Raw genomic sequence first — 22,310 nt, 5'->3', positions numbered from 1 at the left:
ACAGGCCTGAGAATTGCCGGGTGCAACCGGGACGCATTCTTGTCATCGAAGACGCCGAGGCCATTCGGGCCGCGGTAGGAGCCGGGCTGTCCGCCGCCGGGCACGAGGTGCTCGCGCGTGCGGACGGCGGCCTGCTGGAACAGGACCTGGCCCAGTTCCGGCCCGATGTCGTGGTCCTCGATGTGATGCTGCCCGGCCGCGACGGCTTCGCCCTGCTGGAATCGGTGCGGGCCCGCTCGGCGGCCGGCGTGGTCATGCTCACCGCCCGCGACGGCGTCGAGGATCGGGTGCGCGGACTGCGCGCCGGGTCCGACGACTACGTGGTGAAACCCTTCGACCTCGTCGAGCTGGTGGCGCGGGTGGACGCGCTGCTGCGGCGGATGGGAAAACTCCAGAGCCGCATCGTGATCGGCGACCTCGAGGTGGACGTGGACGCCGGCGGCGCGCGGCGGGCCGGACACGAGCTCACCCTGACCGCCACCGAATTCAAGCTGCTGGGCTACCTGGCCGCGCAGCGGGACCGGGTGCTCACCAAGACCCAGATCCTCACGGCCGTCTGGGGATACGAGGACTACGACCCCAACCTGGTCGAGGTGCACGTGAGCGCACTGCGCCGCAAGCTCGAGGAACACGGGGAGCGGGTGGTGCACACCGTGCGCGGCCTCGGCTACACGCTGCGGGTGCCGCGGTGAGGACCGTCTCGCTGCGTGGTCGCGTAACCCTCACGGCCGCACTGGTTTCCGGCATCGTCCTGGTGCTGGTCGCGCTGAGCGTGCACGCGTTGTTCGGGGTGGTGGTGACCCGCAGCGAGAACACCGTGCTCACCGACCGCGCCCAGCTGGCCAGACAGCTCGCGCAGGAAGGGGTTTCGCCGGAGAACCTGATCACCCGGGTGGACACGCATTCGGTGCGGGTCCGGCTGGTGCTGCCCGACGGACGCACCTTCGGCAGCCTCGACCACCGGCTGGCCGAGGACAGCACCACCAAGACCCGCCTCATCAAACTCACCGGGCCCGGGACGCTCAACGACAGCCGGCTCACCCTGCAGGTGGACACGCCGCTGATCGCCCGGGTGCAGTCGCGGCTGGGACTGCTGCTGGCCCTGGCCACCACCGGGGCCATCGCGGTGATCTCGCTCGGACTCTGGCTCGGGGTGCGCCGTGCGCTCGCGCCCCTCGACACCATGACCCGGCTGGCCCGCGATATCGCGCACGGCCACCTCGGCCGCCGCCTCGAACCATCCCGCACCGATACCGAATTGGGCCGCACCGCAGCCGCTTTCGACGAGATGCTCGATGCCCTGGAGGGCGCGCTGCGCGACACCGCCGCCGCCGAGGCCCGCGCCCGCGCCTCCGAACAGCGCATCCGGGTGTTCGTCGGCGACGCCGCCCACGAACTGCGCACCCCCATCACCGGCGTGCGCTCGCTGGCCGAAGCGGTGTTCCAGCAGCCCGCGGACACCGATCCCGAGGACCGCCAGCGCATGCTGCTGCTCCTGGTCCGCGAGACCCAGCGCGCGGGCCGCCTGGTCGACGACCTGCTGGACCTGGCCCGCATCGACGCCGGCCTGCAGCTCCGGCTCGAACCGGTGGACCTGTACGAGGTGGCCGCCACGCACCTCGACCGCATGCGAATGCTGCACCCGCACACCGAATTCCGGCTCACCGGCGAGGCGGCCACCGTGCCCGCCGATCCCGAGCGCATCACCCAGATCCTCACCAACCTGTGCAGCAATGCCTGCCAGGCCATGAAGGACGACGGCAGCGTCACCGTCGAGCTGCGCGCGTATGCCGATGCCGTCGACGTCGTCGTCTCCGACAGCGGCCCCGGCATTCCGGCCGGGGATCGCGAGCGTATCTTCGACCGCCTGGTGCGTCTCGACCATGCCCGCCACCATCGCCCGGACGGTTCGGGTCTGGGCCTGGCCATCGCGCGCGGCCTGGCCCGCGCGCACGGCGGCGATCTGACCTGCGCCGACCCCGCCCCAGGCACGACCGGAGCCGTCTTCGTCCTCCGCCTGCCCCGCAGCGCACCGCCGGCTCGCCCGTGATCACCGGGCTTGCCGGTGTTGCCGAGGTGTGGCTGAAGATCACCTGAAGATGGCCGGCCGATTCAGGCCGCCTTCAGCTTTCGCGGGCAGATTCGGTGGGGACCACAACCCACGAACCTGGAGTGAGAATGAAACGCACCCTTGCCGCGGCCCTGGTCGGCGCCGCCGGAGCGGCCGCCATCGCCCTGGCCGTGCCGGGCACCGCCTCCGCGGACACACCGCAGTGCAGCCCGCAGGCCGCCGCCGCGGCCCGCGCGGACGCCGCCCCCAAGGTCGCCGCCTACCTGGCGCAGCACCCGGATGTGGCCGCCGAGATCGCCAAGGTGAAGAGCCTGCCCAAGGACCAGCGCCGCGCCGAACGGCAAGCGTGGCGGCAGGCCAACCCGCAGGAGGCACAGGACCTGAAGGCCGCCCGCCAGGCCGTGATCGACTACCACAAGGCCTGCGGACGCCACAGGTAAGCGGTCACCACGTACGGGGCCCGGTCGAAATGACCGGGCCCCGTGCGCATTTCGGCGCCTTTTCGATCGATCAAACGCGGGACAGGTCGAACTTCCCCGCCATGACCGCGCCCACGAACGCATCCCACTGACCGGCGGTGAAGACATGCGCCGGCCCGGCGGGATGCTTGGAGTCACGAACACCGACCCGGCCCCCGACCAGGAACGCGGCCTCGACGCACTCCTTGCCGCCGCCGCTCTTACTGCTCTTGAACCAAAGCGCTTCGCGTAGTTCGTCGTTCACAGATACTCCCTTGCTGCATCACGCACCAGTTGCCTGCTGCGCATCTCGTCCAACGCTGCTCGCTGGAGAATCCTGAAGGCGGATGCGTAGCTTTCGACGATGTCCGACTTCTCCGTGTACATGTCCGTCGAGAATCCCTCTCCGTACACAGTCGGCGGCTCGGCCGGATCGCCTCGGCTGTCGAGCTTCGATTCGAGGATCACGAACGGACCGGTCTGACGACCCGTTGGCATTCCCGCGGAGAACGGAAGGACCCGGAGGCAGACGTTGGGCCGGGTGCTGGCTGTGGCGAGGTACTCGAGCTGGTTTGCCATTACCTTCGGCCCTCCGATGACTCTGCGCAACACAGTTTCTCCGAGGATGACGTTGAACTGGATCGGGTTGACATCACGGGTGACGGCGCGTTGTCGCCGGGCCTTCAACTCGAGTCTGCCGCCGAGCTTGGCTTCGTCGTCATCGGGATAGGCGTCGCTGGTCAGGACCCGCGCATAGGGGCGAGTCTGGAGCAGGCCAGGTACCAGATCCGGCTGGAACGACGTCACTATCCGGGCGTTGTATTCCATGTCGACATACAGCCGGAAGTCTTCGGGGATAACCGAACCGAACTCGTGATACCAACTCTTGACCGCCGCCTGCTGTGCCATGGCACGCAGGGTGACCGCCCAGTGGTCGTCGACCTCGTACAGACTGATCAGCTTGTCCAAGTCGTGTATGCGAATCTTGGCCGTCTCGCCGACCTCGATCCGCTGGAGAGTGCTTGTGCCCCACTCCATGACCTTCGCCGCCTGACTCAGAGTCAACTTCGCTGCCTCCCGCGCTTCGCGCAGGTACCGCCCCAACTGGCGGCGCGTGAGGGTACTCGTGTTCTCGGGCATGGGTTTTCCCGTTCTGATGCCGTCGCAGTTCCCAGATTTCGCGGGCCTTGATTTCAGGATCGAGAAAATCGTCCCACCGACTTCGGGACACGCGCTGGGGAAACAGGAAACTCGATCTGGATTTCCAGTTTTCAGTTTTCATGCCACCGGAACAGGAGTGAGCTTCGAGGCAGACCACGACGCCGCCGAGAGGACTTCAGATGGTCACCTACCCGCGAACGGTCGAAGGATGGGTCGCCGATGGTTGTCACAACAGCCGCATCTGGCCGGTCAGTCGCCAACGCGCCGAAGGGATTCTGGCAATCCACGCCACCTGCGAACCGCCGTGCCCGCGCTCGGAGAGTGCCCGCAAGTATCTCAAGGAAGGTGCGAGCCGATGCCCACATGCGCAGGCATGACCGGTGAAACTCCGATCGAACGGCGGGTGTGGCTGTACCGGGAGCTCTACGGTCTGCCCTGTCGGGTATCGGGCACCCGAATCACGCTGTCCACCAGCGATATCAGCGCGATCAATGCGCCGAGCGGCCTGGCGGCGCTGATCGACGATGAGCTGTTCTGGAGCAAGAAGGTCACGCCGATCCTGGACGAGGGCACCGGCAGCGGCGACCTCATCCTCCTGGCCGCCCCGAGCCCACTCGACATGACCGGCTGCGCCGCCGATCTCCGCCGTCGCGCGCAGTGCGAGTTCCTGCCGCCGGGAAGGCAAATCACCCTCCCCTCCACGCTCCCGCCCAGCGGACCCGAGCCCCACTGGTTCAGATACCCGCAGTCGGAGAGCCTCCAGCCCATCACCGCGGTCCTCCGCGCGATCCGCATTGTCCTCCGCGACATCCCCCGCACCTACCCCGCCTAGCCACGAGAGGACATCATGCTCACCGAAATCATCACCACCGCAAGTACTTTCATGTTCCTCGCATGGCATCTCGCGCAGACCGGCCGACGATACCTCCCCAGCCCACGCATCCCCGACCACCGCTCCGTCGCCGCAATCCGAGCCCGCATCGAAGGCGAAAAGCGCGTGGCCGCAGCCTCGAGACGCGAGGCCGCCCGCTTGGCGACCCAGCTCGCGCCCACAACATGACAACCCAGCCCGACAGGCACTCGACCACCACGGTGCCGTCGGCTACTGGCACAAGCGAGCCGGGTGCACGAATGACGACGTCCGAGCCGGCACAATACGCCGCGCTCACCGATCGATGTCCCCTCGGCAGGTCCTGTCCATCGTGCACCCTCAGGCGCATACTCGAACGATGCACACCGTTCTGATCCTGGGTGCGGGATTCGGTGGGCTCGAACTCGCCGCCAGCCTGTCCCGGTCCGTACCGGACGAGGTCCGGGTGACACTCCTCGACCGCGCCGACGGATTCGTATTCGGTTTCTCCAAGTTGGACGTGCTGTTCCGGGACCGCACTGTCGACGACGTCCGGATTCCGTACGACACCCTGAATCTTCCTGCCGTGGAGTTCCGGCGCGAAACGGTCACCGCGATCGACCCCGCCAACCGCAAGGTCACCACCGACCGTGGCGGGTACGCGCCGGACACGCTCGTCGTCGCGCTGGGTGCGGAGTACGACTGCGGTGCCACCCCCGGATTCGTCGAGGACGGTCACGAGTACTACTCGCTCCAGGGAGTCCACCGGCTGCGTGAACGCCTCGACGCCTTCACCGGCGGCACCGTCCTGCTGTCGATCCTCAGCGTCCCGTTCAAGTGCCCACCGGCACCGTACGAAGGTGCGCTGCTGCTCCACGAGGAACTCGTGCGACGCAACCTGCGCGGTGCGACCCGCATGCGAATGCTCACCCCGATGGACTCCCCCATCCCGGTGTCCCCCAGCTCCAACACCGCGATCGTCGGCGCACTCGCGGACCGCGGCATCGAGTACACGACCGGAACGCGGGTGCGCGCCCTGGACCCGGCCACGCACACCGCGTCGACGCGCGGCGGCGACCTCGCCTATGACCTGTTCGTCGGGGTCCCCCGCCACCGGGTTCCGGATGTCGTGCAGTCCTCAGGCCTGACGGAGGGCGGGGTGGACGGCTGGATCCATGTCGACGCGGCCACCCTTGCGACCCCGTACCCGGGGGTGTACGCGCTGGGCGACTGTGCGGACGCCCCCGTGCCCCGGGCGGGCGTCTTCGCCGAGACGGCGGCACGGACCGTCGCGGCGGACATCATCGCCGGCCTGCACGACAACCCGCACGAGGGCAGATACCTGGGACAGGGCACGTGCCACATCGAGTTCGGCGGCGGCCTCGTCGGGAAGGTGGAAGCGGACTTCCTGTCCGGCCCGGCCCCGGTGGCTCCGTTCCTCGGACCGTCCGCCGAATTCGCCAGGGAGAAAGCGGAGTTCGCAGCAGACCGTCGCCGGCGCTGGTTCGGGTCCTGAGACGAACGGCCGGTCCTGCCGTCCCACCAGCCTGTCGCCATCAGCAGCTCTGCCGGCGCCACAACTCATCGACCAGGGCCGGACATCATGCCGCGCAACAGAATCCGACATGCGGCAAACGAATCACAACGACTGGCCTCCTGGCATCGGCCGGGAGTGCTCATGCGATCTCGACACCCGATCGCTTCTCGACGACCCATTCGAGGGCGCGCAGGTCCGCGTCCAGTTTTCGGAACAGCCAATAGGTGGCCACGAACGCGAGACCGGTGATCCCGCACAACCACAGCACCGAATTCATGATGCGGACGCGCTCGTCAGGCTCGAGGTAGAGGAATCCGGTCAGCACGGCGACCAGGGGCACCGATGCGGCGATGCCGAGGTAGACCGTGCTTCGTCGGTGCAATGCCCGGAGGCGGGCGGCATCGCGAACGGTCGTGTGCCCATGGCGCAGGTAGATCGGGTAGACGCAGCGGACGATGTAGAACGCCTGCAGGAAGAACATGTAGGAGACCGCGATCGCGCCGCACACCAGCACCAGCATCGCCGCATGGGCCAACAGCCGCGGCGGACGAGCGGCTATCGCGCCGAGCAGGGCCACCCACACCCCCGCGCCGATCATCCAGAACACCAGGGTGAACATCACGTCGAAGTCGGCCCAGAACAGGGTGCGTGATCGGACGCGGGCCAACATCGCCTCGTCGTAGCGTCTGCCCTTGCGCAGGCCGCGTGGCACCGCGATCAGATGCCGGCACAGGTAGACCCAGCTCACGATGGCCAGCGGCCAGGCGATCAGATGAAAAGTGTTCGAGGCCTGGATGAGCTCCGAGTGGACGGCCCCTGACGGGCGCCCTCTGCCGAACTGCAAGCTCTGCCCGTACAGGTAGAGCAACGCCGGTCCGACGCCGATCAATGCGATGAGCCACAGGATCGGGACGGGATGGCGCGAAAGCCGTGCGCGCCAACTGTTCTCCGGTGGGTAGACGAGGTCTCGGGCCCGCGCGTCGAGGCACAGATCGAACTGCAGGGCCAATTCCGATCCACTGCCGTACCGGTGCTCGCGGTCCGGTGACAGGCAGGTCAGCAGCACCTGCCGCAGCGCCGCGGGGCAATCGGCGGGAACATCGGACAGATACCGCGGATCGATGGGCCGGCGGCGCAGCTCGAGCATGCGGCCCAGCGACGTCTCCGACATACCGGCGAATTCCTCGTCCGCGAACGGGATCCGCCCGGTGAGCAACGCCCACAACATCACGGCCAGCGCATAGATGTCGCTGCGCGTGTCGAGGTCACCGGCGGTCCCCGGCAGCTCCGGATGACACGCCTCGAGCTGTTCGGGCGACATGTAGGCCAGCGATCCACCGAAATACGCCAGCGGGCTGGTGCCCCGGATGTGCTGGCTGAAGCTGACATTGAAGTCGGCGAGCTTGGGTATACCGTCGGCACTGAGCAGCACGTTCGCCGGTTTGATATCGCGATGCAGCACCCCGCGTCCGGCGGCATGCCCCAGCGCATCGGCAAGCCGACACCCGAGCCAGGCAACCGTTTCCGGCCACGTCATCGCGGCGATCCGGGCCCGCACCGCCGAATCGGTGGCACGAACCTCGCCCTTGTCCTGGAGTACCCCGTCGACGGCATCGAGCAGCACCTGCCCACTGCGGGCCTGCACCGGGGTCGATCGCAGTCGATTCAGCACGTCGAGCAGCGTGCCGCCCGGCAGGTACTGCATGTAGAGCAGCTTGAGTTCACCGTCGGCGATCAGTCGCTGGTCGAAGATCCGCACGATGTACTCGTGGTCGAGCTGGGCGAGGGTCTCCGGCTCGGTGCCGTGGTTGTGCGAGATCTTGACCGCGACCAGCCGCTGCATCGAGCGCTGCCGCGCCAGATACACGCGAGCGAACGTGCCCTCCCCGATCATCGCCAGCAGATCGAAATCCCCCACCCGGTCCCCCGGATTGATGGCCCCCAGGGCAACCTGCGCACTCGGGCGAGCAACCATCGTGCTGCGATAAGCGGTGGTGTCCAACTGGACCGGAGGCCGGCCGATCTCCGTAGCCCCGGGCTCCGTCGGCTCCGCCGCCGCGACCGGCTGCGAGCCGCGACGCAGGGCGTGGTACTCCTCATAAACCAGGTCCGCAGGCAGTGGGCCGCTGCGCAGTTCGGCGTACTGCTCGCAATACTCGGCCAGCCGCTTGGGAAAATGATGCCGCACCCAGCGGTTCTCGAGATCGACCTTGATCAGCTCCACCAGCACCGCCCGCCGCTCGGCATCGGCGTCGGGCAGATACGCCGACAGGTCGGGAGGACACCCCGACGCCGCCCACGCCTGCTCGAACCGGGCCACCGCCCCGGCGAGCGCCGTGCGGCTCCGTTCGGCCGGATCGACGATCAGATCCTCGAGGGACTCATGCACCACATCGATACCCCGAGACGCGGATCCCCGAGGTGTGGCCCCACGCGATGTTCGACAACCACACCTGAATATTCGACACAGCTTCGGTGCCATCCACCCTGACCGGCACCTCCAAAGCCTATCGCGCAACCATCGAGCACACACCAACACCTGAGGCGGCACCAGCACCGACAGTAAGGCGGCGGACCGCCGAATGGTGCGTTCATCAGCGCAAGGGAATCAGTCGCCCGGCGGCCGACCACTCGCCACCCAACGTCCTACATTGGCACATTTCGCGTCGACAGAACCGGCCAGCGCGAGGCGCCCGGCACCCGGAACCTGTTGCGGTGCAGAACGTCCGCCATTGCCGAGTTGAGGATGTTCGATGAGCTAGGGGCACGGGCGCGAGCGCTACGACTCGAACAACCTGCATTCGCTGTGCCGCCCATGACATGAGGCGAACACCATTGACGAGGCGGTCGGCCCTGAAGGCCGCCGATCCTGCTGCGCTCGCGGCCGCGACTTCGGAGTCTCTACCGGACCCACACGATTTCTCCACGCTTGGCAACCGGATCGGACACAACTGGTCGGTACAGTGACCACGTGTTTGCTCGTGATACACCGTGGAATCGCTTGAACCGCCTCGCGTACATAGTGCAGTTCGTTGCCGTCGGCGCGCTGGCTGTGGCGTGGGCGGCGATCGCGTTCGGACTGTACTCGGAGTCGGGAGCGGATCCACGGTTCGAGCTCGAAGCGGGCGGCCATTTCGCGGCCAACCTGACGGTCTATTGGCCGTTCCTGCTTGTGATCAGCCCGCTGTTGGCCGTCACTGCCCTTTTCGGGCTGATGCCATACCGGTTCGCGCCTGGCGGCACCATCGTGGGTGGGATAGTTGCCAGTTTGTTCGCCCAGTGGGTGGGAACCGAGCTGTACTTGTCCGACTACAAGCCGGAGTTACCCGGACACCTCGACACCAGCGTCGTCGCGGCGTGCTTCGCACTTGCCGCTGCGTTTGTGGCAGCCTTCTTGCACTTGTACAGCAACCGATCCGGTCGGACGCGCTCCGCCTCGATGCGAGGCGGAGCAGTGCTGGTGGTTGCCATTATCGTCGGTGCGGTGGTTACGATTCCGCCGCTGATCGAGGGCAGCGGAACCCCGTCCGGTGTCCTGGCCGGGCTCGTCACCGATCCCCATTGCGGCAGGAACTTGTCGGACTGGACCGATGAGGGGCAGGCGACCGTCTACACCGGCGGCGCGACACAGTCATATCCGCCGAAGGATGCGCCCGACAACGTTTTCCGCCTCGTGGTCACACTGCGCAACAGCACAGCCAGGGTCGAAACCACCCCGCCGACCGCGATCTCGTTCCGAGACGAGCTGCCATTCCGGTCGGGTCCGCCGGGAACCGAAGTGCTGCTGTATCAGCCTGATACAGGCAACGGGTTCGCGTTTACTCAGCTGCGCGCTCCGAAGTGTGAGGCCGGGAGTAGCCAGGTGGTTTCGGCGACCTATCACTATGCGGATTACGGCCGAATGAACACGTCTCGGATTCAGGGCACGGTATCTCGTAGCAACTAACGCGCCGGCAAGGGAGTTTGATAGCCGTCGCTGATCTGGAGTCCGCACATGCCGCATGGCGCGCTGACCGAACCGGCCAACCCGGCACCCCCGAAAGATGAACGGGCTGAACGCCGCTCGGCCTTCGGCGGTGCACGGTAATGCCGAGTTTGGTGCGTTGAGTACCTACCCGGTGCATAGGCTGGAGAGGGAGTTACACGAGCAGGAAGGCACGGGGGAAGCGACATGCACTTTGAGGAGTTCCGGGCGTTCGGAGCGCTCACCGAGGACATCGCCGAGGACCTCGCAGCCGTCGCCAGCCGATACAGCTCCTATCTCACGATCAGCTGCCATGGACGTACGGTCCACGCTCTGGTGCTGCCGGTGTGCTGGGACGTCCTACAGATACGAGCCGGTGACCTCGTCGTAGTTACCGCCGAACGCGGTCATCGCCCGCCCACTGACGAAGATCACCACGCTTTGAAGGACTTCGTCAACAGCTTTCACCAATTCACGACACCCGCACGAACACTCGCCCTTCAGTAGACCTCACAGACACCGGGGTCCCAATCCGGACACGCGGGGGTATCGAGCCCGCATTCCCACTCCAACGTCCCCGGCCGAGCCACTAGGTCCCGCATCTGAACGTCCGCATCTGCCGCATACCGCGCTGACTGACCGAACCGACCAGCGCAGGGCAATCCGGATGGTGTGGGCGGCTGTCGGTTACGTGAGCCTGGTATCAGCGAAGACCACCATCGCGTCGCGGTAGTAGGCGGCCCGTCCCCGTCCCGGAGCGACCTGATCGAAACTGGCGGTGGCGGTGGGGTCGTCGAGGTAGGTCTGGGCAAGTTGCTTGAACATCTGCGCGTCCGGGTTCCAAGTGGCACTGACGAGTTGGTACGCAGCATCGATCTCGGATTGCACGGCCACAGTCGGTTTCGTGGCCGCGCTGGTGCCGGATACCTGTACCGAGAAAAGTCGAGACACTAGTTGGCGAATGGAAACTAGTTGATTATTCTGCGATCGTGAGCGACGCATTGACACCACAGGACGCACTCGACATCGCCTCGGCCACCACTCGTCGAGCGCGCAGCGCGCCAGCCCGGCCCCGCTGGGTGCCAACGGTGGGGGCGCTGCTGTGTTTCGGCTCGTTCTTCCTGATCGGCGACGCGGTCGCCATGCCCATCGATCGCGCGATCACCGTTCGCGGGGTTGCCGGAATCGCTGTGACGGTTGCATTCGGTGCCTTCGTGGCGTGGGTGCTTCGAGAATGGCGCAACGGTGGTGTCGTTCCCCGGTCTCTGGCCGAGCAACCGGTGCAGCGATGGAAGCGAGTGGCTTTGGGCTGGCTTCCGCCATTTGTCGGCGTCACCCTGCTCGGTGCCATGCCCGGATGGATGACTATCGCGTCCGCTGTGATCATGGGCGCATGGATGTGGTTCCAGCTGACCCAACCACGGGCCGCGTCGTGACGGAGCTGAGCGAGCTGCTGGGTTCGCTGCCGCGCCTGAAAGTGGTTGCGTTTCTGGACGGATGCCGCGAGGCCGAGTTCGGCATGATCACCGACCTGTGCGAGATGAACAAGTCCACGTTGTCGAAGGCGATGACCGTCCTCGAGGGCGCCGGATATATCACGATCACGAAGGGATATGTCGGGCGGCGGCCCAAGACATGGCTCGCATTGACCGACCGCGGCCGCACGGCCTACCACGAACACTTGAACGCCCTCACCGCACTCGCACAACAGGCACGGAAGGCGGCGGGCGAGCCGGACTCACCGTCTGGTAGATCCTGATCGCGCTGGGAAAGAAGTGCAGCTGTGGGCTGATGGCGGGATGTCGCGCCAGTGGTCTTCCGCCGAATAGTCAGGGACACATCCAGGCCCGCGGCGATCCGAAGCCTGATCTGTCGAACGCACTATTCTGCCGCATGCCGCGCTGACCGAACCGGCCAGCGCGGGCATCGGAAGATCAACTGGCCGCGCCGATCCGAGGTCGGCTGAACCTCCGCTACTGCCGAATGCCATGCGCCCGTTCTGAACACGATCGGTCGCGAATGATGGATGCGCTGAGATTCATGACACACCAAGACCAGAGCTACAGCGCTCCGCTGAGGGAGCCCGCGTTTCCCATACCGCCGGGGTTGTCGGGCCTGACCCAATCCGATCCCCGGCGGTACTCGCGCAGGTACTCCGCGTGCCAGCGAGGCCAATCCAGGTAGGCTGCACCCGCGTTCCTTCGGTAGCGCCGGTATTGGCCGCCTGCTGTTCGCAGCGATCGGCGGGATTCGCGCGCGGCTCGGCGGGCTGCTGCGAGCGCTGAGCGCATCTGGGCGGCAGTCAGTTCGACCGATGGATCGGTCTTGATACCGGATTTCCTGAACATGGGTCGTTCCTCTACGACGGAATCTCGTGCTGAGACAAGCGATTGTTGCCATCCGCCCCCGCGCACCTCGAGTATCATTCTGTGTCGGCCCGAACACGGCCGCCATACACCGATTTCGGTGGCTTACCCGCGAGTGAGCACTGTTCGTCGCACGACGGTGATCGATATTGCGGAACCAACGTGGCCCCGCGTGAGCGGGATGCGGAACGTCCGCTCTTGCCGCGTGGCGCGCGGGGCTAATCGGCCACGCGATGATCTCGAAGACCAAGGGGCAGAGATCATCTCGGTAGCGCGCGGCCTGGGCAGTGCACGGGAATGTCGACTGCGGCGCGTTTTGATGATCTGTTGGACCAAGCGCGCCTCAGCAGTGGGACGCGATCAGCCCTCGTGCCGGGCCGCGTCCACGGACCACGCCGCGATCTGGGCGCGAGAGGTGAACCCGAGTTTGGTCAGGATGTGCTCGACGTGCGCATCCGCGGTGCGCTGGGAGATCACCAGCCGGGATGCTATCTGCTTGTTGGTGAGTCCTTCGGCGACCAGGTCCGCCACTTGGCGTTCACGTTTGGTCAATGTCGTCCCGCCGGCCGGCGGGGTGGCAGCCGGTTGTTCTTCGTTCAGCGCGTAGGCGACAACAGCGTTGATTCTCATGGCATGGCCGCGTCGCCACGCGGCATCGAAGCGCGCTTCACCGAGCGCGCGGCGCACGGCACGCTCGCAGTCGAGGTGGGCCTCGACCATCTGCGGGAAGTAGATCGCCGCGCCGGGGGCGGTCTGCATCATGTTTGCCGCAGCGCCCATCAGCGCGGCGGATCGCTGGTCGTCGGTGCCGGCCGCGAGCCACGCCAGTACTTCGAGATCGAGCGCCGCGACGAGAAGGCTGCGCATGCACTGGTTGAGCCGCAGCGATTCCCGCAGCAAATCCTGTGCGCGGGAGTTCTCACCCTGCTGCCACGCCGCGATCCCGGTCATCCCCAGCGCGGTCGACCGGAACAACGACTCGCCGCACGCCTCGGTGATGGACAGGATCCGCTGATGGCACTCGGCCGCCCGTGCGGAGTCGCCCTGCTGCGCGTACGCCACACCGAGCAACAGCAGGGCGGTAATGTGCAGACATCCTCGCGGGTCGGAACTCAGCACCTCGATGGCTCGATCGATATACGACACCGCGCGCGCGGGCTCATTGCGATAGAGAGCCAGATCACCCTCTGCAGAGGCGATCAGCGCCTGATTCATGGGCGTGGGATCGCGCTCGGCGAGCACGCGCCCCTGCTCGAGCAGGGTGGTTGCCGTCTGGAGGTCCCATTGCCGCGTGGCCATGAAGACGCTGGCGTGCAGCGCCCGGACCTGGTCGGTTGTCGAATCTGCGCAAGGATGGGCCAGGGCGCGATCGAGCCAGCGGCGGCCTTCACCGAACAAGCCACGGAAACTCCAGAACACGAACGAGGCGGCGGTGATGCGCAGCCCCGCTTCGGCTGACTGCTCGGTCTGGTCGGACATGCAGAATTCGAGCACCGCACGGATGTTCCCCTGCTCGCGGTCGAGCCGGGCCATCCAGTCGAGTTGCCGGTCGCTGATCAGGTTGGCCTCGGCATCGAGCACCAGCTGGCGGTACCAGTCCCGGTGCCGGCGCCGCAGATCCTCGTCCGCGCCGGCCTCCCGCAGCTTGTCCTGCCCGTAGGCCCGTACGGTGTCGAGCATCCGGAAGCGGACCGCACCCACGGGTTCTTCCCTGATCACAACCGATTTGTCCACCAGCCAGGACAGCACATCGAGCAGCTCTGCCGTCTCGGTATCGGCACCACACACCGCCTCGACGGCGTCGAGTTCGAAACCACCGGCGAACACCGACAACCGGGCCCACAGCCGCTGCTCGGCCGGGGTGCACAGTTGATAGCTCCAGTCGATGCACCACCGCAGGGTCTGCTGCCGTGTCGGCGCGGTGCGGTGGCCCCGGGTGAGCAGCGCGAACCGGTCGGTGAGCCGCTGCAGAATCTGGTCCGGCGACATGGTGCGCATCCGAGCCGCCGCGAGTTCGATCGCCAGTGGCAACCCGTCCAGCCGCGAACAGATCCCGACCACCGCGGCCTTGTTCTCCTCGGTCAGCGCGAATCCGGGCACGACCGCCGCGGCGCGATCGCCGAACAGCATCACCGCATCGTATTTGCGCAGCTCTCGCAGCGTCGGCTCGCGGCCGGCGGCAGGAACGCTCAGCGGCGACAGCCGCCGCACCGCTTCTCCGCCGATATCCAGCGGCTCGCGGCTGGTGACCAGGATCCGCAGTCCCCGACACTCCGACAACAACGTCTGGGCCAGGCTTGCCATCGACTCGGCAACCTGCTCGCAATTATCGACGAGGAGCAGGATTTCACGGGATCGCAGAAACTCGACCAGGGTGTCGTGGACCGGCCGGGCCGAATCGACCCGCACGCCCAGCGTGGCAGCGGTGATGGGAGCCACCAGCGACGGATCACGCACGTCGGCCAGATCGATCGCCCACACCCCATCGGCGAAATCGCATTGAACAGCCGCGGCCGCCTGCAGCGCCAGCCGCGTCTTGCCCACGCCGCCCATCCCGGCCAGCGTCACCAGCCTCGACACGGTCAGCAGGTGCTTGAGCTCGGTCAGCTCGGCGCGCCTGTTGACGAAGCTGGTCAACTCGGGCAGCACGTTGCCGCTGCGTCCTATGGTTCGCGGCGAGGCTCCAACCGCAGGCAACTCCTCCGCTACCGACATGCTCACGTCACGGCGGGTACGGTTCGCGGCGTCGTCGATCATCAGCCGCGCGCAATCCTCGCGGTATCGCTGTGAGCACCGGACATGATCAACTCACCTTTCGACGGTGCCCAGCCTATCGCCCGTGACGAGCGGACATCCAGCTATTCGACGGTTGCCGCACGGCTATCCACGGGTGCCTCCGCGCCGACCGCGAACACCGGGACGCAATCCCATGGCGTCGATATCCGAGTCCGCACCACGCCGCGGTACATCGCGACCACGACCGGCAGACGGCGCGGTGGCCACCGACGCCGGCATGGCCGTGTTCCGCACAACGGCCCTGAACGTCTGCTCTTGACCCGAGAAGATCCGTTGGCGGTCAACGGTTCTCGTGCTGGTCGGGACGCACATGCGCGCGCATTCCCTGGAGGCCGAACAGGATGAGCAGTTCGACCGTTCCGCCGTCGGCGCTGCCCAGCCAGTGCGGCAGCGAGGTGTCGAACTCCGCGGCTTCGCCGGGCGGCAGTGTCAGGTCGCGTTCGCCGACCACCAGCCGGAGGCGACCGTTGAGCACGTACAGCCATTCGAAGCCGTCGTGCGTCTGCGGTGTCGGGTCGAGCGGTTCGGGCCGGGCGGGGATGACCAAGCCCTGGACGAAGACGTCCGCGACACCGTGGCGGCAACACCAATTCCCGTCCCGGCCCTCCTCATGACCGCTCAGGGCCAACTCGACGCGATCCGAGCGACCGTCGCACCGCGCATGACCAACATCGTGCGCGCGGTCGACGTGCCCCACGCAGGGCACTGGCTCGTCGAGGAGAACCCCCAGTTCGTCGCGGCGGAACTACGGCGCTTCCTCTCCTGACAACCCCACCCCGCTCCCCTTTCGGCATATCTCCCTTGCGGCAAGATCCGGGGGTGCCGCACAATTGGCGGCCGATGCCAGGACCTGCGGGAATGCTGAATCCGCGGCGACTGGGCGGGAGAAAACCGGGCGAATGGGTGGTTCATGTTCGATGTGATCATTGCCGGGTGCGGGCCGACCGGTGCGATGCTGGCCGCCGAACTGCGACTGCACGATGTGCGGGTACTCGTGCTGGAGAAGGAACTCGAGCCCGTATCGTTCGTGCGCCTGGTCGGTCTGCATATTCGCAGTATCGAGCTGATGGCGATGCGCGGACTGCTGGATCGCATTCTCGAACGTGGCAGACCGCGCTCGGTCGGCGGTATCTTCGCCGCCATCCCCAAACCCGCTCCCGAGGGACTGGATTCCGCGCACGCCTATCTGCTGGGCATCCCGCAGCCGGTCGTCAATCATCTACTCGAAGAACATGCGATCGCACTGGGTGCGCAGGTCCGGAGCGGTTGTGCGGTGGCCGGTTTCGAGCAGGACGACGAGGGTGTGACCGTCGAGCTGGCCGGCGGGGAGCGGCTGCGCTCGCGTTATCTCGTCGGCTGTGACGGCGCGCGCAGCACGGTGCGCAAACTGCTCGGCGTCGGCTTCCCCGGCGAGCCCGCACGGACCGAGACGCTGATGGGCGAGATGGAAGTGGGTGTGCCGCAAGAGGAAATCGCCGCCACGGTCGCCGAGATCCGCGAGACCAATAAGGTATTCAGCCTCGGGCCCTTCGGCGAAGGGGTTTATCGCGTCGTCGTCCCGACCAAGGGAGTCAGCGAGGATCGCGCGGAACCACCCACCCTCGAGGATTTCAAACAAGGGTTGCGTGACATCGCCGGAACCGATTTCGGCGTGCACTCCCCGCGCTGGTTGTCCCGCTTCGGGGATGCCACCCGGCTGGCCGAGCGCTATCGGGTCGGGCGGGTGCTGCTGGCCGGCGATGCGGCGCACATCCATCCGCCCACCGGCGGTCAGGGCCTCAATCTGGGCGTTCAGGACGCGTTCAACCTCGGCTGGAAACTGGCCGCAGAGATCCGCGGCTGGGCGCCGGAAGCACTGCTGGACACCTACCAGACCGAACGTCATCCGGTCGCCGAAGACGTACTGGACAACACCCGCGCCCAGATGGAACTGCTGTCCACCGAACCGGGCCCGCAGGCCGTGCGCAGGCTGCTCACCGAACTGATGGACTTCGGCGAGGTGAACCGTCATCTGACCGAGAAGATCACCGCGATCCACATCCGCTACGACTTCGGCGAGGGCCCCGACCTGCTCGGCCGCCGGCTGCGCGATATCGACCTGAAACAGGGCCGCCTCTACGACCGACTACATCGGGGCCGCGGCCTGGTACTCGACCGCACCGAACGCCTGACCGTCGAGGGCTGGCCGGACCGAGTCGACCTCATCGCGGATCCCACTGCGGCACTGGATGTTCCGGCCATCCTGCTCCGCCCCGACGGCCACGTCGCCTGGATCGGCGAGAACCAGCAGGACCTGAACGACCACCTCGCCCGCTGGTTCGGCAAGCCCGCCAACTGATTTCGACCGAGCAGCCGAAAGCCAGGCCGGCTACTCCTGGGGCTTCGCCCAGCGGCCGCGGGCCTGCTGGATGTGGTCGCGCAGGAAGTGTTCGACGGCGTCCTGATCGCGAGATTCGAGGAGGTCGACGATGGTGAGATGCTCGCGGGCGACGTCGACCAGTTCGCCTTTCTGGGCCAGCGAGGCGAGGCCGAACAGGCGGGTGTGGTCGCGCAGGTCGGAGACCAGGGCGTTGAGCCGCGGGTTGTCGGCGTAGCCGAGCAGGGTCAGATGGAAGATCTGGTCGGCCGCCGTGTATTCGACCAGGTCTCCGCTTTCGGCACCTTCGACGATCTTCTCAGCGAGGGCGCGCAGGTGCGGTATATCCGATTCGGGAATCAGCGGGGTGACCTCGCGGACCACCGGCGGTTCCAGCAGCAGCCGGATGCGGGTGATGTCGTCGAGGTCCTTCTCGGCCACCTCGGTGACCCGGAATCCCTTGTTGGGCACAATCGAGATGAGGTTCTCCCGGGCCAGATCCTGCATCGCCTCACGGACCGGGGTGGCCGACACTCCGAACCGCGCGCCGAGCGTGGGTGCGGAATACACCACGCCGGGCTCCATTTCACCGGCGATGATGGCCGCGCGCAGTGCCCGCGAGACCTTCTCGCGCAGGCTGACCTTCTCCACCTGGGTGAACTGGTCGATACTCACGTGGTCGGCTCCCCTGCCCGTGATCGATGGATTCGATCGGTTCACGACATTCTATGCCATGTCACGTGGCATAGCCGTCGCCCCCTCGACAGCCGGCCCGGAATCGGCGCATGCGGCCTCGGCATCGACCGTCCGCAGCGACTTGCCCGCGGTCTCCTTGGCCAGCCCGACCGCCAGCACCGAGATCGCCGCGGCCACAATCAGATACAGCGAGATCGGCACCGAGCTGTGGAAGCGGTCGAACAGACTGATGGCGATCAGCGGGGCCAGCGATCCGGCCAGAATCGGCGCGACCTGATAGCAGAACGACAGGGCCGTATATCGCACATGCGTCGGGAACATCTCGGTCATGAGCGCGGAATACGGTGCGTAGGTGAGGGATTCGACGGCCAGACCGAGGGTGATGGCCATGATGATGACGGCGTAGTTCCCGGTGTCCATCATCGGGAAGGCCAGGAAGCCCCAGCCGGCGGTGAGCACGGCCCCGGTGAGATAGACCGGCCGCCGCCCGATCACATCCGACAGCAGGCCCGCCGCCGGAATCATGAAGAAGTGCAACAGGTGCGCCACCAGCATGAGCGCCAGGATCGGCGCGGTGTCCACGTGCACGGCGAGTTTGAGATAGGTGATCGAGAAGGTCACCACCAGGTAGTAGAGGATGTTCTCGGCGAAGCGCGCGCCGATGCCGATCAGCACCTGTCGCCAGTGATGGCGCAGTACTTCGACGATGCCGAGCGCGTGGCGCCGGTCGGCGTCCAACCGCCGCTGCGCCTCGCGGAAGATCGGTGCGTCGTCGACGCTGGAGCGCACCCAGTAGCCGATCAGCACGACGACGGCCGACAGCCAGAAGCCGATCCGCCAGCCCCACGAAAGAAACTGCGCGTCGGACAGATTCGCCGACAGCACCAGCATGACCACGGTCGCCAGGACATTGCCCAGCGGCACGCCCGACTGCGGCCAGCTCGCCCAGAACCCACGCCGGTGGTCGGGGCTGTGCTCGCTGACCAATAGCACCGCCCCGCCCCATTCGCCGCCGAACGCGAAGCCCTGGATCAGCCGCAGCGTCACCAGCAGCACCGGGGCCCAGTAGCCGACCGTGGCGAAGGTGGGCAGGCAGCCCATCAGGAACGTGGTGATGCCCACCACGACCAGGCTCAGCTGCAACAGCGCCTTGCGTCCGACGCGATCTCCGAAGTGCCCGAACAGGATTCCACCGAAGGGCCGGGCCAGGAACCCGACGGCGTAGAGCGCGAAGGCGGCGATGATCCCGTCGACGGCATTGCCGTTGGAGCGGAAGAACACCTCCCCGAAGACCAGCGCGGATGCCGTGCCGTAGAGGAAGAATTCGTACCACTCGGCGACCGCGCCGACCATGGCCGCGGCCACGATCCGGCGCAGTCCGGTCGGCGGGGTTGTCGGGCTCGGATCGGATTGCCGTGCTGTCGCGGAGTCGTCAACTGCAGTCATGCGCCACCCTCATCTGTGATGTGTGACATTGCACCATAGGGTGGTGACCCGGATCACGCAAGTGGTTGACCGGGCATGACTCCATCACTTACCGTCAGTGCAATGTCACACGTCACATGGTGACAGGCGGCCGGGGCGCTCTCCCCGGACTCTCACCCGATGGAGGCTCACATGTCCGAAACCACCACGTCGCCGGCGAACAAGCCCTGGCACGGGGTGATCGTCGCGACCACCCTGCCGTTCACCGAGGATCTCTCGGTCGACTACGACGCCTACGCCGAGCACGTACGGTGGCTGGCGGCCAACGGCTGCCACGGCGTGAGCCCCAACGGCTCGCTCGGGGAGTACCAGACCCTCGATGACACCGAACGCGCCCGGGTGGTGACCACCGCCATCGAGGCCGCGCCGCCAGGCTTCACCGTCATGCCCGGCATCGCCGCCTACGGCGCGCTGCAAGCGCGTAAATGGGCCGAGCAGGCCGCCGAGGCCGGCGCCCAGTGCGTCATGCTGTTGCCGCCCAACATCTATCGGGGCAATCGCGAGGTCGTCCTCGATCACTATCGGACGGTGGCCGCGGTCGGTCTGCCGATCGTCGCCTACAACAATCCGATCGACACCCGCATCGACCTCACCCCGGACCTGCTGGCCGAACTGCACGCCGAGGGGCTGATCGTCGGCGTCAAGGAGTTCACCGGCGATGTCCGGCGATTCTACGAAATCAAGGAACTCGCACCGGAACTCGACGTGCTCATCGGTTCCGACGACGTGGTGCTGGAACTGGGCATCGCGGGCGCGGTCGGCTGGGTGGCGGGCTACCCCAACGCCATTCCGCAGGTGACCGTGGAGCTGTACAACGCGGCGGTCAACCGCGACCTGGACAAGGCCCTGCCGCTGTACCGGGAACTGCATCCCCTGCTGCGCTGGGACTCCAAAACCGAATTCGTCCACGCCATCAAGCTGTCGATGGACCTGGCCGGGCGACCCGGCGGCGCGTGCCGGCCGCCGCGGATCCCGCTCGCCCCCGGGCTGACCGCCCAGATCACCGCCGACACCACGGCGGTGCTGGCCAAGGGTTACCGGTAATCCACAGGCGAGCAGGCGAATACGGGAAACGAGGACAACACGATGATCGACACCACAGCCGGATCGATCGCCGACACCACGGCGGCCGAGGTCGACGCCACGGTCGCCGCCGCGGCCGGGGCCGCCCCGGCATGGGCGGCGCTGGGTGCGGCCGGTCGCGCTCGGGCGCTGACCGACCTCGCCGACCGGCTCGACGCTCGCGCCGCAGAGCTGATCGCCATGGCGCGGAATGAAACCCGGTTGACCGAGGCACGGCTGACCGGCGAGCTGCGGCGCACCACGTTTCAGCTGCGCCTGTTCGCCGAGACCGTCCGCGACGGCGGCTATCTCGACGTGCGCATCGACACCGCCGACGCCGAGTGGCCGATGGGCGCGCCGCGCCCGGATCTGCGCCGGATGAACATTCCGCTCGGCCCGGTCGTCAATTTCGCGGCGAGCAATTTCCCCTTCGCCTTCTCCGTCGCCGGTGGCGATACGGCCGCCGCGCTGGCCGCCGGGTGCCCGGTCATCGTCAAGGCCAACCCCGGCCATCCATTGCTGTCCCGGGCGGTCGGCGCGATCGTCGCCGAGGCGCTGACCGAAAACCAGGCTCCGAGCGGAACTTTCGGCCTGGTGTTCGGTGTCGGCGCGGGCGTGCGGGTGCTGACCCATCCCGCCATCACCGCGGCCGCGTTCACCGGCTCCACCCGGGGCGGGCGCGCACTGTTCGACATCGCCGCCGCGCGACCGGTGCCGATTCCCTTCTACGGTGAATTGGGTTCCGTCAACCCGGTTTTCGTCACCTCCGCGGCCGCGAGATCACGGGCCGCTGAGATCGCCGCCGGGTTGCTCGGCACGCTGTCGGCCAGTGCCGGGCAGCTGTGCACCAAGCCGGGGATCATCGCGGTCCCGGACGGGTCGCCGCTGCTCGCCGAACTGGCCCGGTCGGCACCCGAGCCGACCGGTGACATGCTCAATGCCGCGATCGAGGCCGGATTCGTCGGGGCCGTCGAGCAATTGCGCGCGCACCCGCGGGTGCGGATCCTGAGCGGCGGCGCGGCGGGGCGCACCCTGCTGCTGACCACCACCGCCCAGGACGTGCTCGCAGATCCGGAAACGCTGACACACGAGATGTTCGGCCCCGCAGCACTGGTGGTGACCTATCGGGAGACCGCCGAACTGCTCGAGCTGGCCCGTGCCGTGAGCGGGCAGCTGACGGTCTCGGTCTTCGGCGACCCGACCGACGGTACCGCTCACGCCCTGCTCACCGAGGCGGCGGGCGCGGCGGGCCGGGTGTTGTGGAACAGCTGGCCCACCGGTTTGTCGGTGACCTACGCGCAGCAGCACGGCGGTCCGTACCCGGCGACCACCGCGCCCGCGTCGACCTCGGTGGGCACCGCCTCGATCGCCCGGTTCCTGCGTCCGGTGGTGTTCCAGTCCGTGCCGCCGGAGCTGTTGCCGCCGGAATTGCGCGACGACAATCCGCTGGGTGTGCCTCGATCGGTGAACGGGGCACGGGCGCAATGACATTCGGCACGTCCGGCACA

The 22,310-nt window shown here is 67.0% G+C and carries 20 protein-coding genes and 1 pseudogene; 13 read left to right on the top strand and 8 right to left on the bottom strand.

What is annotated here, in order from left to right; genetic code table 11:
* Nucleotides 1–20 precede the first annotated feature (20 nt).
* The 3 genes from ACFXKA_RS12895 to ACFXKA_RS12885 all read left to right on the top strand — a co-directional run bounded on the left by ACFXKA_RS12895 (nucleotide 21) and on the right by ACFXKA_RS12885 (nucleotide 2,511).
* On the top strand, nucleotides 21–692 hold the full coding sequence (locus tag ACFXKA_RS12895) for a response regulator transcription factor (protein ID WP_379427326.1): 672 nt from the start codon (nucleotides 21–23) through the stop codon (nucleotides 690–692).
* Complete coding sequence (locus ACFXKA_RS12890) at nucleotides 689–2,050, top strand: sensor histidine kinase (protein ID WP_379427325.1); 1,362 nt, start codon at nucleotides 689–691, stop codon at nucleotides 2,048–2,050. Before ACFXKA_RS12895 ends, ACFXKA_RS12890 begins: the two co-directional genes overlap by 4 nt.
* A gap of 128 nt (nucleotides 2,051–2,178) precedes the next feature.
* Complete coding sequence (locus ACFXKA_RS12885) at nucleotides 2,179–2,511, top strand: hemophore-related protein (RefSeq protein ID WP_354833750.1); 333 nt, start codon at nucleotides 2,179–2,181, stop codon at nucleotides 2,509–2,511.
* Between the two features lie 70 nt (nucleotides 2,512–2,581).
* Here ACFXKA_RS12885 and ACFXKA_RS12880 read toward each other — a convergent pair whose 3' ends face one another.
* Both ACFXKA_RS12880 and ACFXKA_RS12875 read right to left on the bottom strand, forming a co-directional pair.
* On the bottom strand, nucleotides 2,582–2,794 hold the full coding sequence (locus ACFXKA_RS12880; RefSeq protein ID WP_354833748.1) for a DUF397 domain-containing protein: 213 nt from the start codon (nucleotides 2,792–2,794) through the stop codon (nucleotides 2,582–2,584).
* Nucleotides 2,791–3,669 (bottom strand): helix-turn-helix domain-containing protein, encoded by an 879-nt coding sequence (locus tag ACFXKA_RS12875; protein ID WP_379427324.1) that lies wholly within the window; start codon nucleotides 3,667–3,669, stop codon nucleotides 2,791–2,793. Before ACFXKA_RS12875 ends, ACFXKA_RS12880 begins: the two co-directional genes overlap by 4 nt.
* A 376-nt stretch (nucleotides 3,670–4,045) precedes the next feature.
* Here ACFXKA_RS12875 and ACFXKA_RS12870 point away from each other — a divergent pair, with 376 nt between their 5' ends.
* The 3 genes from ACFXKA_RS12870 to ACFXKA_RS12860 all read left to right on the top strand — a co-directional run bounded on the left by ACFXKA_RS12870 (nucleotide 4,046) and on the right by ACFXKA_RS12860 (nucleotide 6,056).
* Complete coding sequence (locus ACFXKA_RS12870; protein ID WP_379427323.1) at nucleotides 4,046–4,522, top strand: hypothetical protein; 477 nt, start codon at nucleotides 4,046–4,048, stop codon at nucleotides 4,520–4,522.
* A 15-nt stretch (nucleotides 4,523–4,537) separates the two neighbouring features.
* Entirely contained in the window at nucleotides 4,538–4,750 is a 213-nt protein-coding gene (locus ACFXKA_RS12865; RefSeq protein ID WP_379427321.1) for a hypothetical protein, read from the top strand.
* Between the two features lie 169 nt (nucleotides 4,751–4,919).
* Nucleotides 4,920–6,056 (top strand): NAD(P)/FAD-dependent oxidoreductase, encoded by a 1,137-nt coding sequence (locus tag ACFXKA_RS12860; protein WP_379427320.1) that lies wholly within the window; start codon nucleotides 4,920–4,922, stop codon nucleotides 6,054–6,056.
* Nucleotides 6,057–6,216: 160 nt separating this feature from the next.
* On the opposite strand, the gene ACFXKA_RS12855 is transcribed toward ACFXKA_RS12860, so the two are convergent.
* Entirely contained in the window at nucleotides 6,217–8,469 is a 2,253-nt protein-coding gene (locus tag ACFXKA_RS12855) for a serine/threonine-protein kinase (protein ID WP_379427319.1), read from the bottom strand.
* Between the two features lie 579 nt (nucleotides 8,470–9,048).
* Here ACFXKA_RS12855 and ACFXKA_RS12850 point away from each other — a divergent pair.
* Complete coding sequence (locus ACFXKA_RS12850; protein WP_379427318.1) at nucleotides 9,049–10,023, top strand: hypothetical protein; 975 nt, start codon at nucleotides 9,049–9,051, stop codon at nucleotides 10,021–10,023.
* 705 nt (nucleotides 10,024–10,728) lie between these two features.
* On the opposite strand, the gene ACFXKA_RS12845 is transcribed toward ACFXKA_RS12850, so the two are convergent.
* Nucleotides 10,729–11,043, bottom strand: a complete 315-nt coding sequence (locus ACFXKA_RS12845) for a TipAS antibiotic-recognition domain-containing protein (protein WP_379427317.1) — start codon at nucleotides 11,041–11,043, stop codon at nucleotides 10,729–10,731.
* Here ACFXKA_RS12845 and ACFXKA_RS12840 point away from each other — a divergent pair.
* Both ACFXKA_RS12840 and ACFXKA_RS12835 read left to right on the top strand, forming a co-directional pair.
* A complete protein-coding gene (locus tag ACFXKA_RS12840) occupies nucleotides 11,031–11,477 on the top strand; it encodes a hypothetical protein (protein WP_379427316.1) in 447 nt (148 codons plus the stop codon). The two genes, ACFXKA_RS12845 and ACFXKA_RS12840, sit on opposite strands and share 13 nt — an antisense overlap.
* The gene (locus ACFXKA_RS12835; protein ID WP_379427315.1) at nucleotides 11,474–11,800 is read left to right on the top strand and encodes a transcriptional regulator; all 327 of its coding nucleotides are present in this window, start codon (nucleotides 11,474–11,476) and stop codon (nucleotides 11,798–11,800) included. The genes ACFXKA_RS12840 and ACFXKA_RS12835 overlap by 4 nt, the downstream gene beginning before the upstream one ends.
* A gap of 967 nt (nucleotides 11,801–12,767) precedes the next feature.
* Here ACFXKA_RS12835 and ACFXKA_RS12830 read toward each other — a convergent pair.
* Together ACFXKA_RS12830 and ACFXKA_RS12825 are read right to left on the bottom strand one after the other, a co-directional pair.
* Nucleotides 12,768–15,164, bottom strand: a complete 2,397-nt coding sequence (locus ACFXKA_RS12830) for an ATP-binding protein (RefSeq protein ID WP_379427314.1) — start codon at nucleotides 15,162–15,164, stop codon at nucleotides 12,768–12,770.
* A gap of 319 nt (nucleotides 15,165–15,483) precedes the next feature.
* Nucleotides 15,484–15,750: pseudogene (locus tag ACFXKA_RS12825) on the bottom strand (cupin domain-containing protein); the annotation flags it as partial.
* A gap of 27 nt (nucleotides 15,751–15,777) precedes the next feature.
* Between ACFXKA_RS12825 and ACFXKA_RS12820 the strand changes: the two are divergent.
* Together ACFXKA_RS12820 and rox are read left to right on the top strand one after the other, a co-directional pair.
* Complete coding sequence (locus ACFXKA_RS12820; RefSeq protein ID WP_379427313.1) at nucleotides 15,778–15,969, top strand: alpha/beta fold hydrolase; 192 nt, start codon at nucleotides 15,778–15,780, stop codon at nucleotides 15,967–15,969.
* 144 nt (nucleotides 15,970–16,113) lie between these two features.
* Nucleotides 16,114–17,541 carry a rifampin monooxygenase gene (rox, locus tag ACFXKA_RS12815; protein ID WP_379427311.1) on the top strand — a complete coding sequence of 476 codons (1,428 nt, stop codon included), beginning with the start codon at nucleotides 16,114–16,116 and terminating at the stop codon, nucleotides 17,539–17,541.
* Between the two features lie 30 nt (nucleotides 17,542–17,571).
* On the opposite strand, the gene ACFXKA_RS12810 is transcribed toward rox, so the two are convergent.
* Both ACFXKA_RS12810 and ACFXKA_RS12805 read right to left on the bottom strand, forming a co-directional pair.
* On the bottom strand, nucleotides 17,572–18,234 hold the full coding sequence (locus tag ACFXKA_RS12810) for a GntR family transcriptional regulator (RefSeq protein ID WP_354833726.1): 663 nt from the start codon (nucleotides 18,232–18,234) through the stop codon (nucleotides 17,572–17,574).
* A gap of 51 nt (nucleotides 18,235–18,285) precedes the next feature.
* Nucleotides 18,286–19,701 (bottom strand): MFS transporter, encoded by a 1,416-nt coding sequence (locus tag ACFXKA_RS12805; protein WP_379427310.1) that lies wholly within the window; start codon nucleotides 19,699–19,701, stop codon nucleotides 18,286–18,288.
* Between the two features lie 171 nt (nucleotides 19,702–19,872).
* On the opposite strand from ACFXKA_RS12805, the gene ACFXKA_RS12800 reads away from it, so the two are divergent.
* A complete protein-coding gene (locus tag ACFXKA_RS12800; RefSeq protein WP_354833722.1) occupies nucleotides 19,873–20,784 on the top strand; it encodes a dihydrodipicolinate synthase family protein in 912 nt (303 codons plus the stop codon).
* 42 nt (nucleotides 20,785–20,826) lie between these two features.
* The gene (locus ACFXKA_RS12795; protein WP_379427308.1) at nucleotides 20,827–22,290 is read left to right on the top strand and encodes an aldehyde dehydrogenase family protein; all 1,464 of its coding nucleotides are present in this window, start codon (nucleotides 20,827–20,829) and stop codon (nucleotides 22,288–22,290) included.
* Nucleotides 22,291–22,310 lie beyond the last annotated feature (20 nt).

The organism is Nocardia sp. NPDC059228 (assembly GCF_042754245.1).
In the GTDB taxonomy this organism is placed as follows: Bacteria; Actinomycetota; Actinomycetes; order Mycobacteriales; family Mycobacteriaceae; genus Nocardia.
This window is presented reverse-complemented; position numbering and strand designations above follow the sequence as displayed.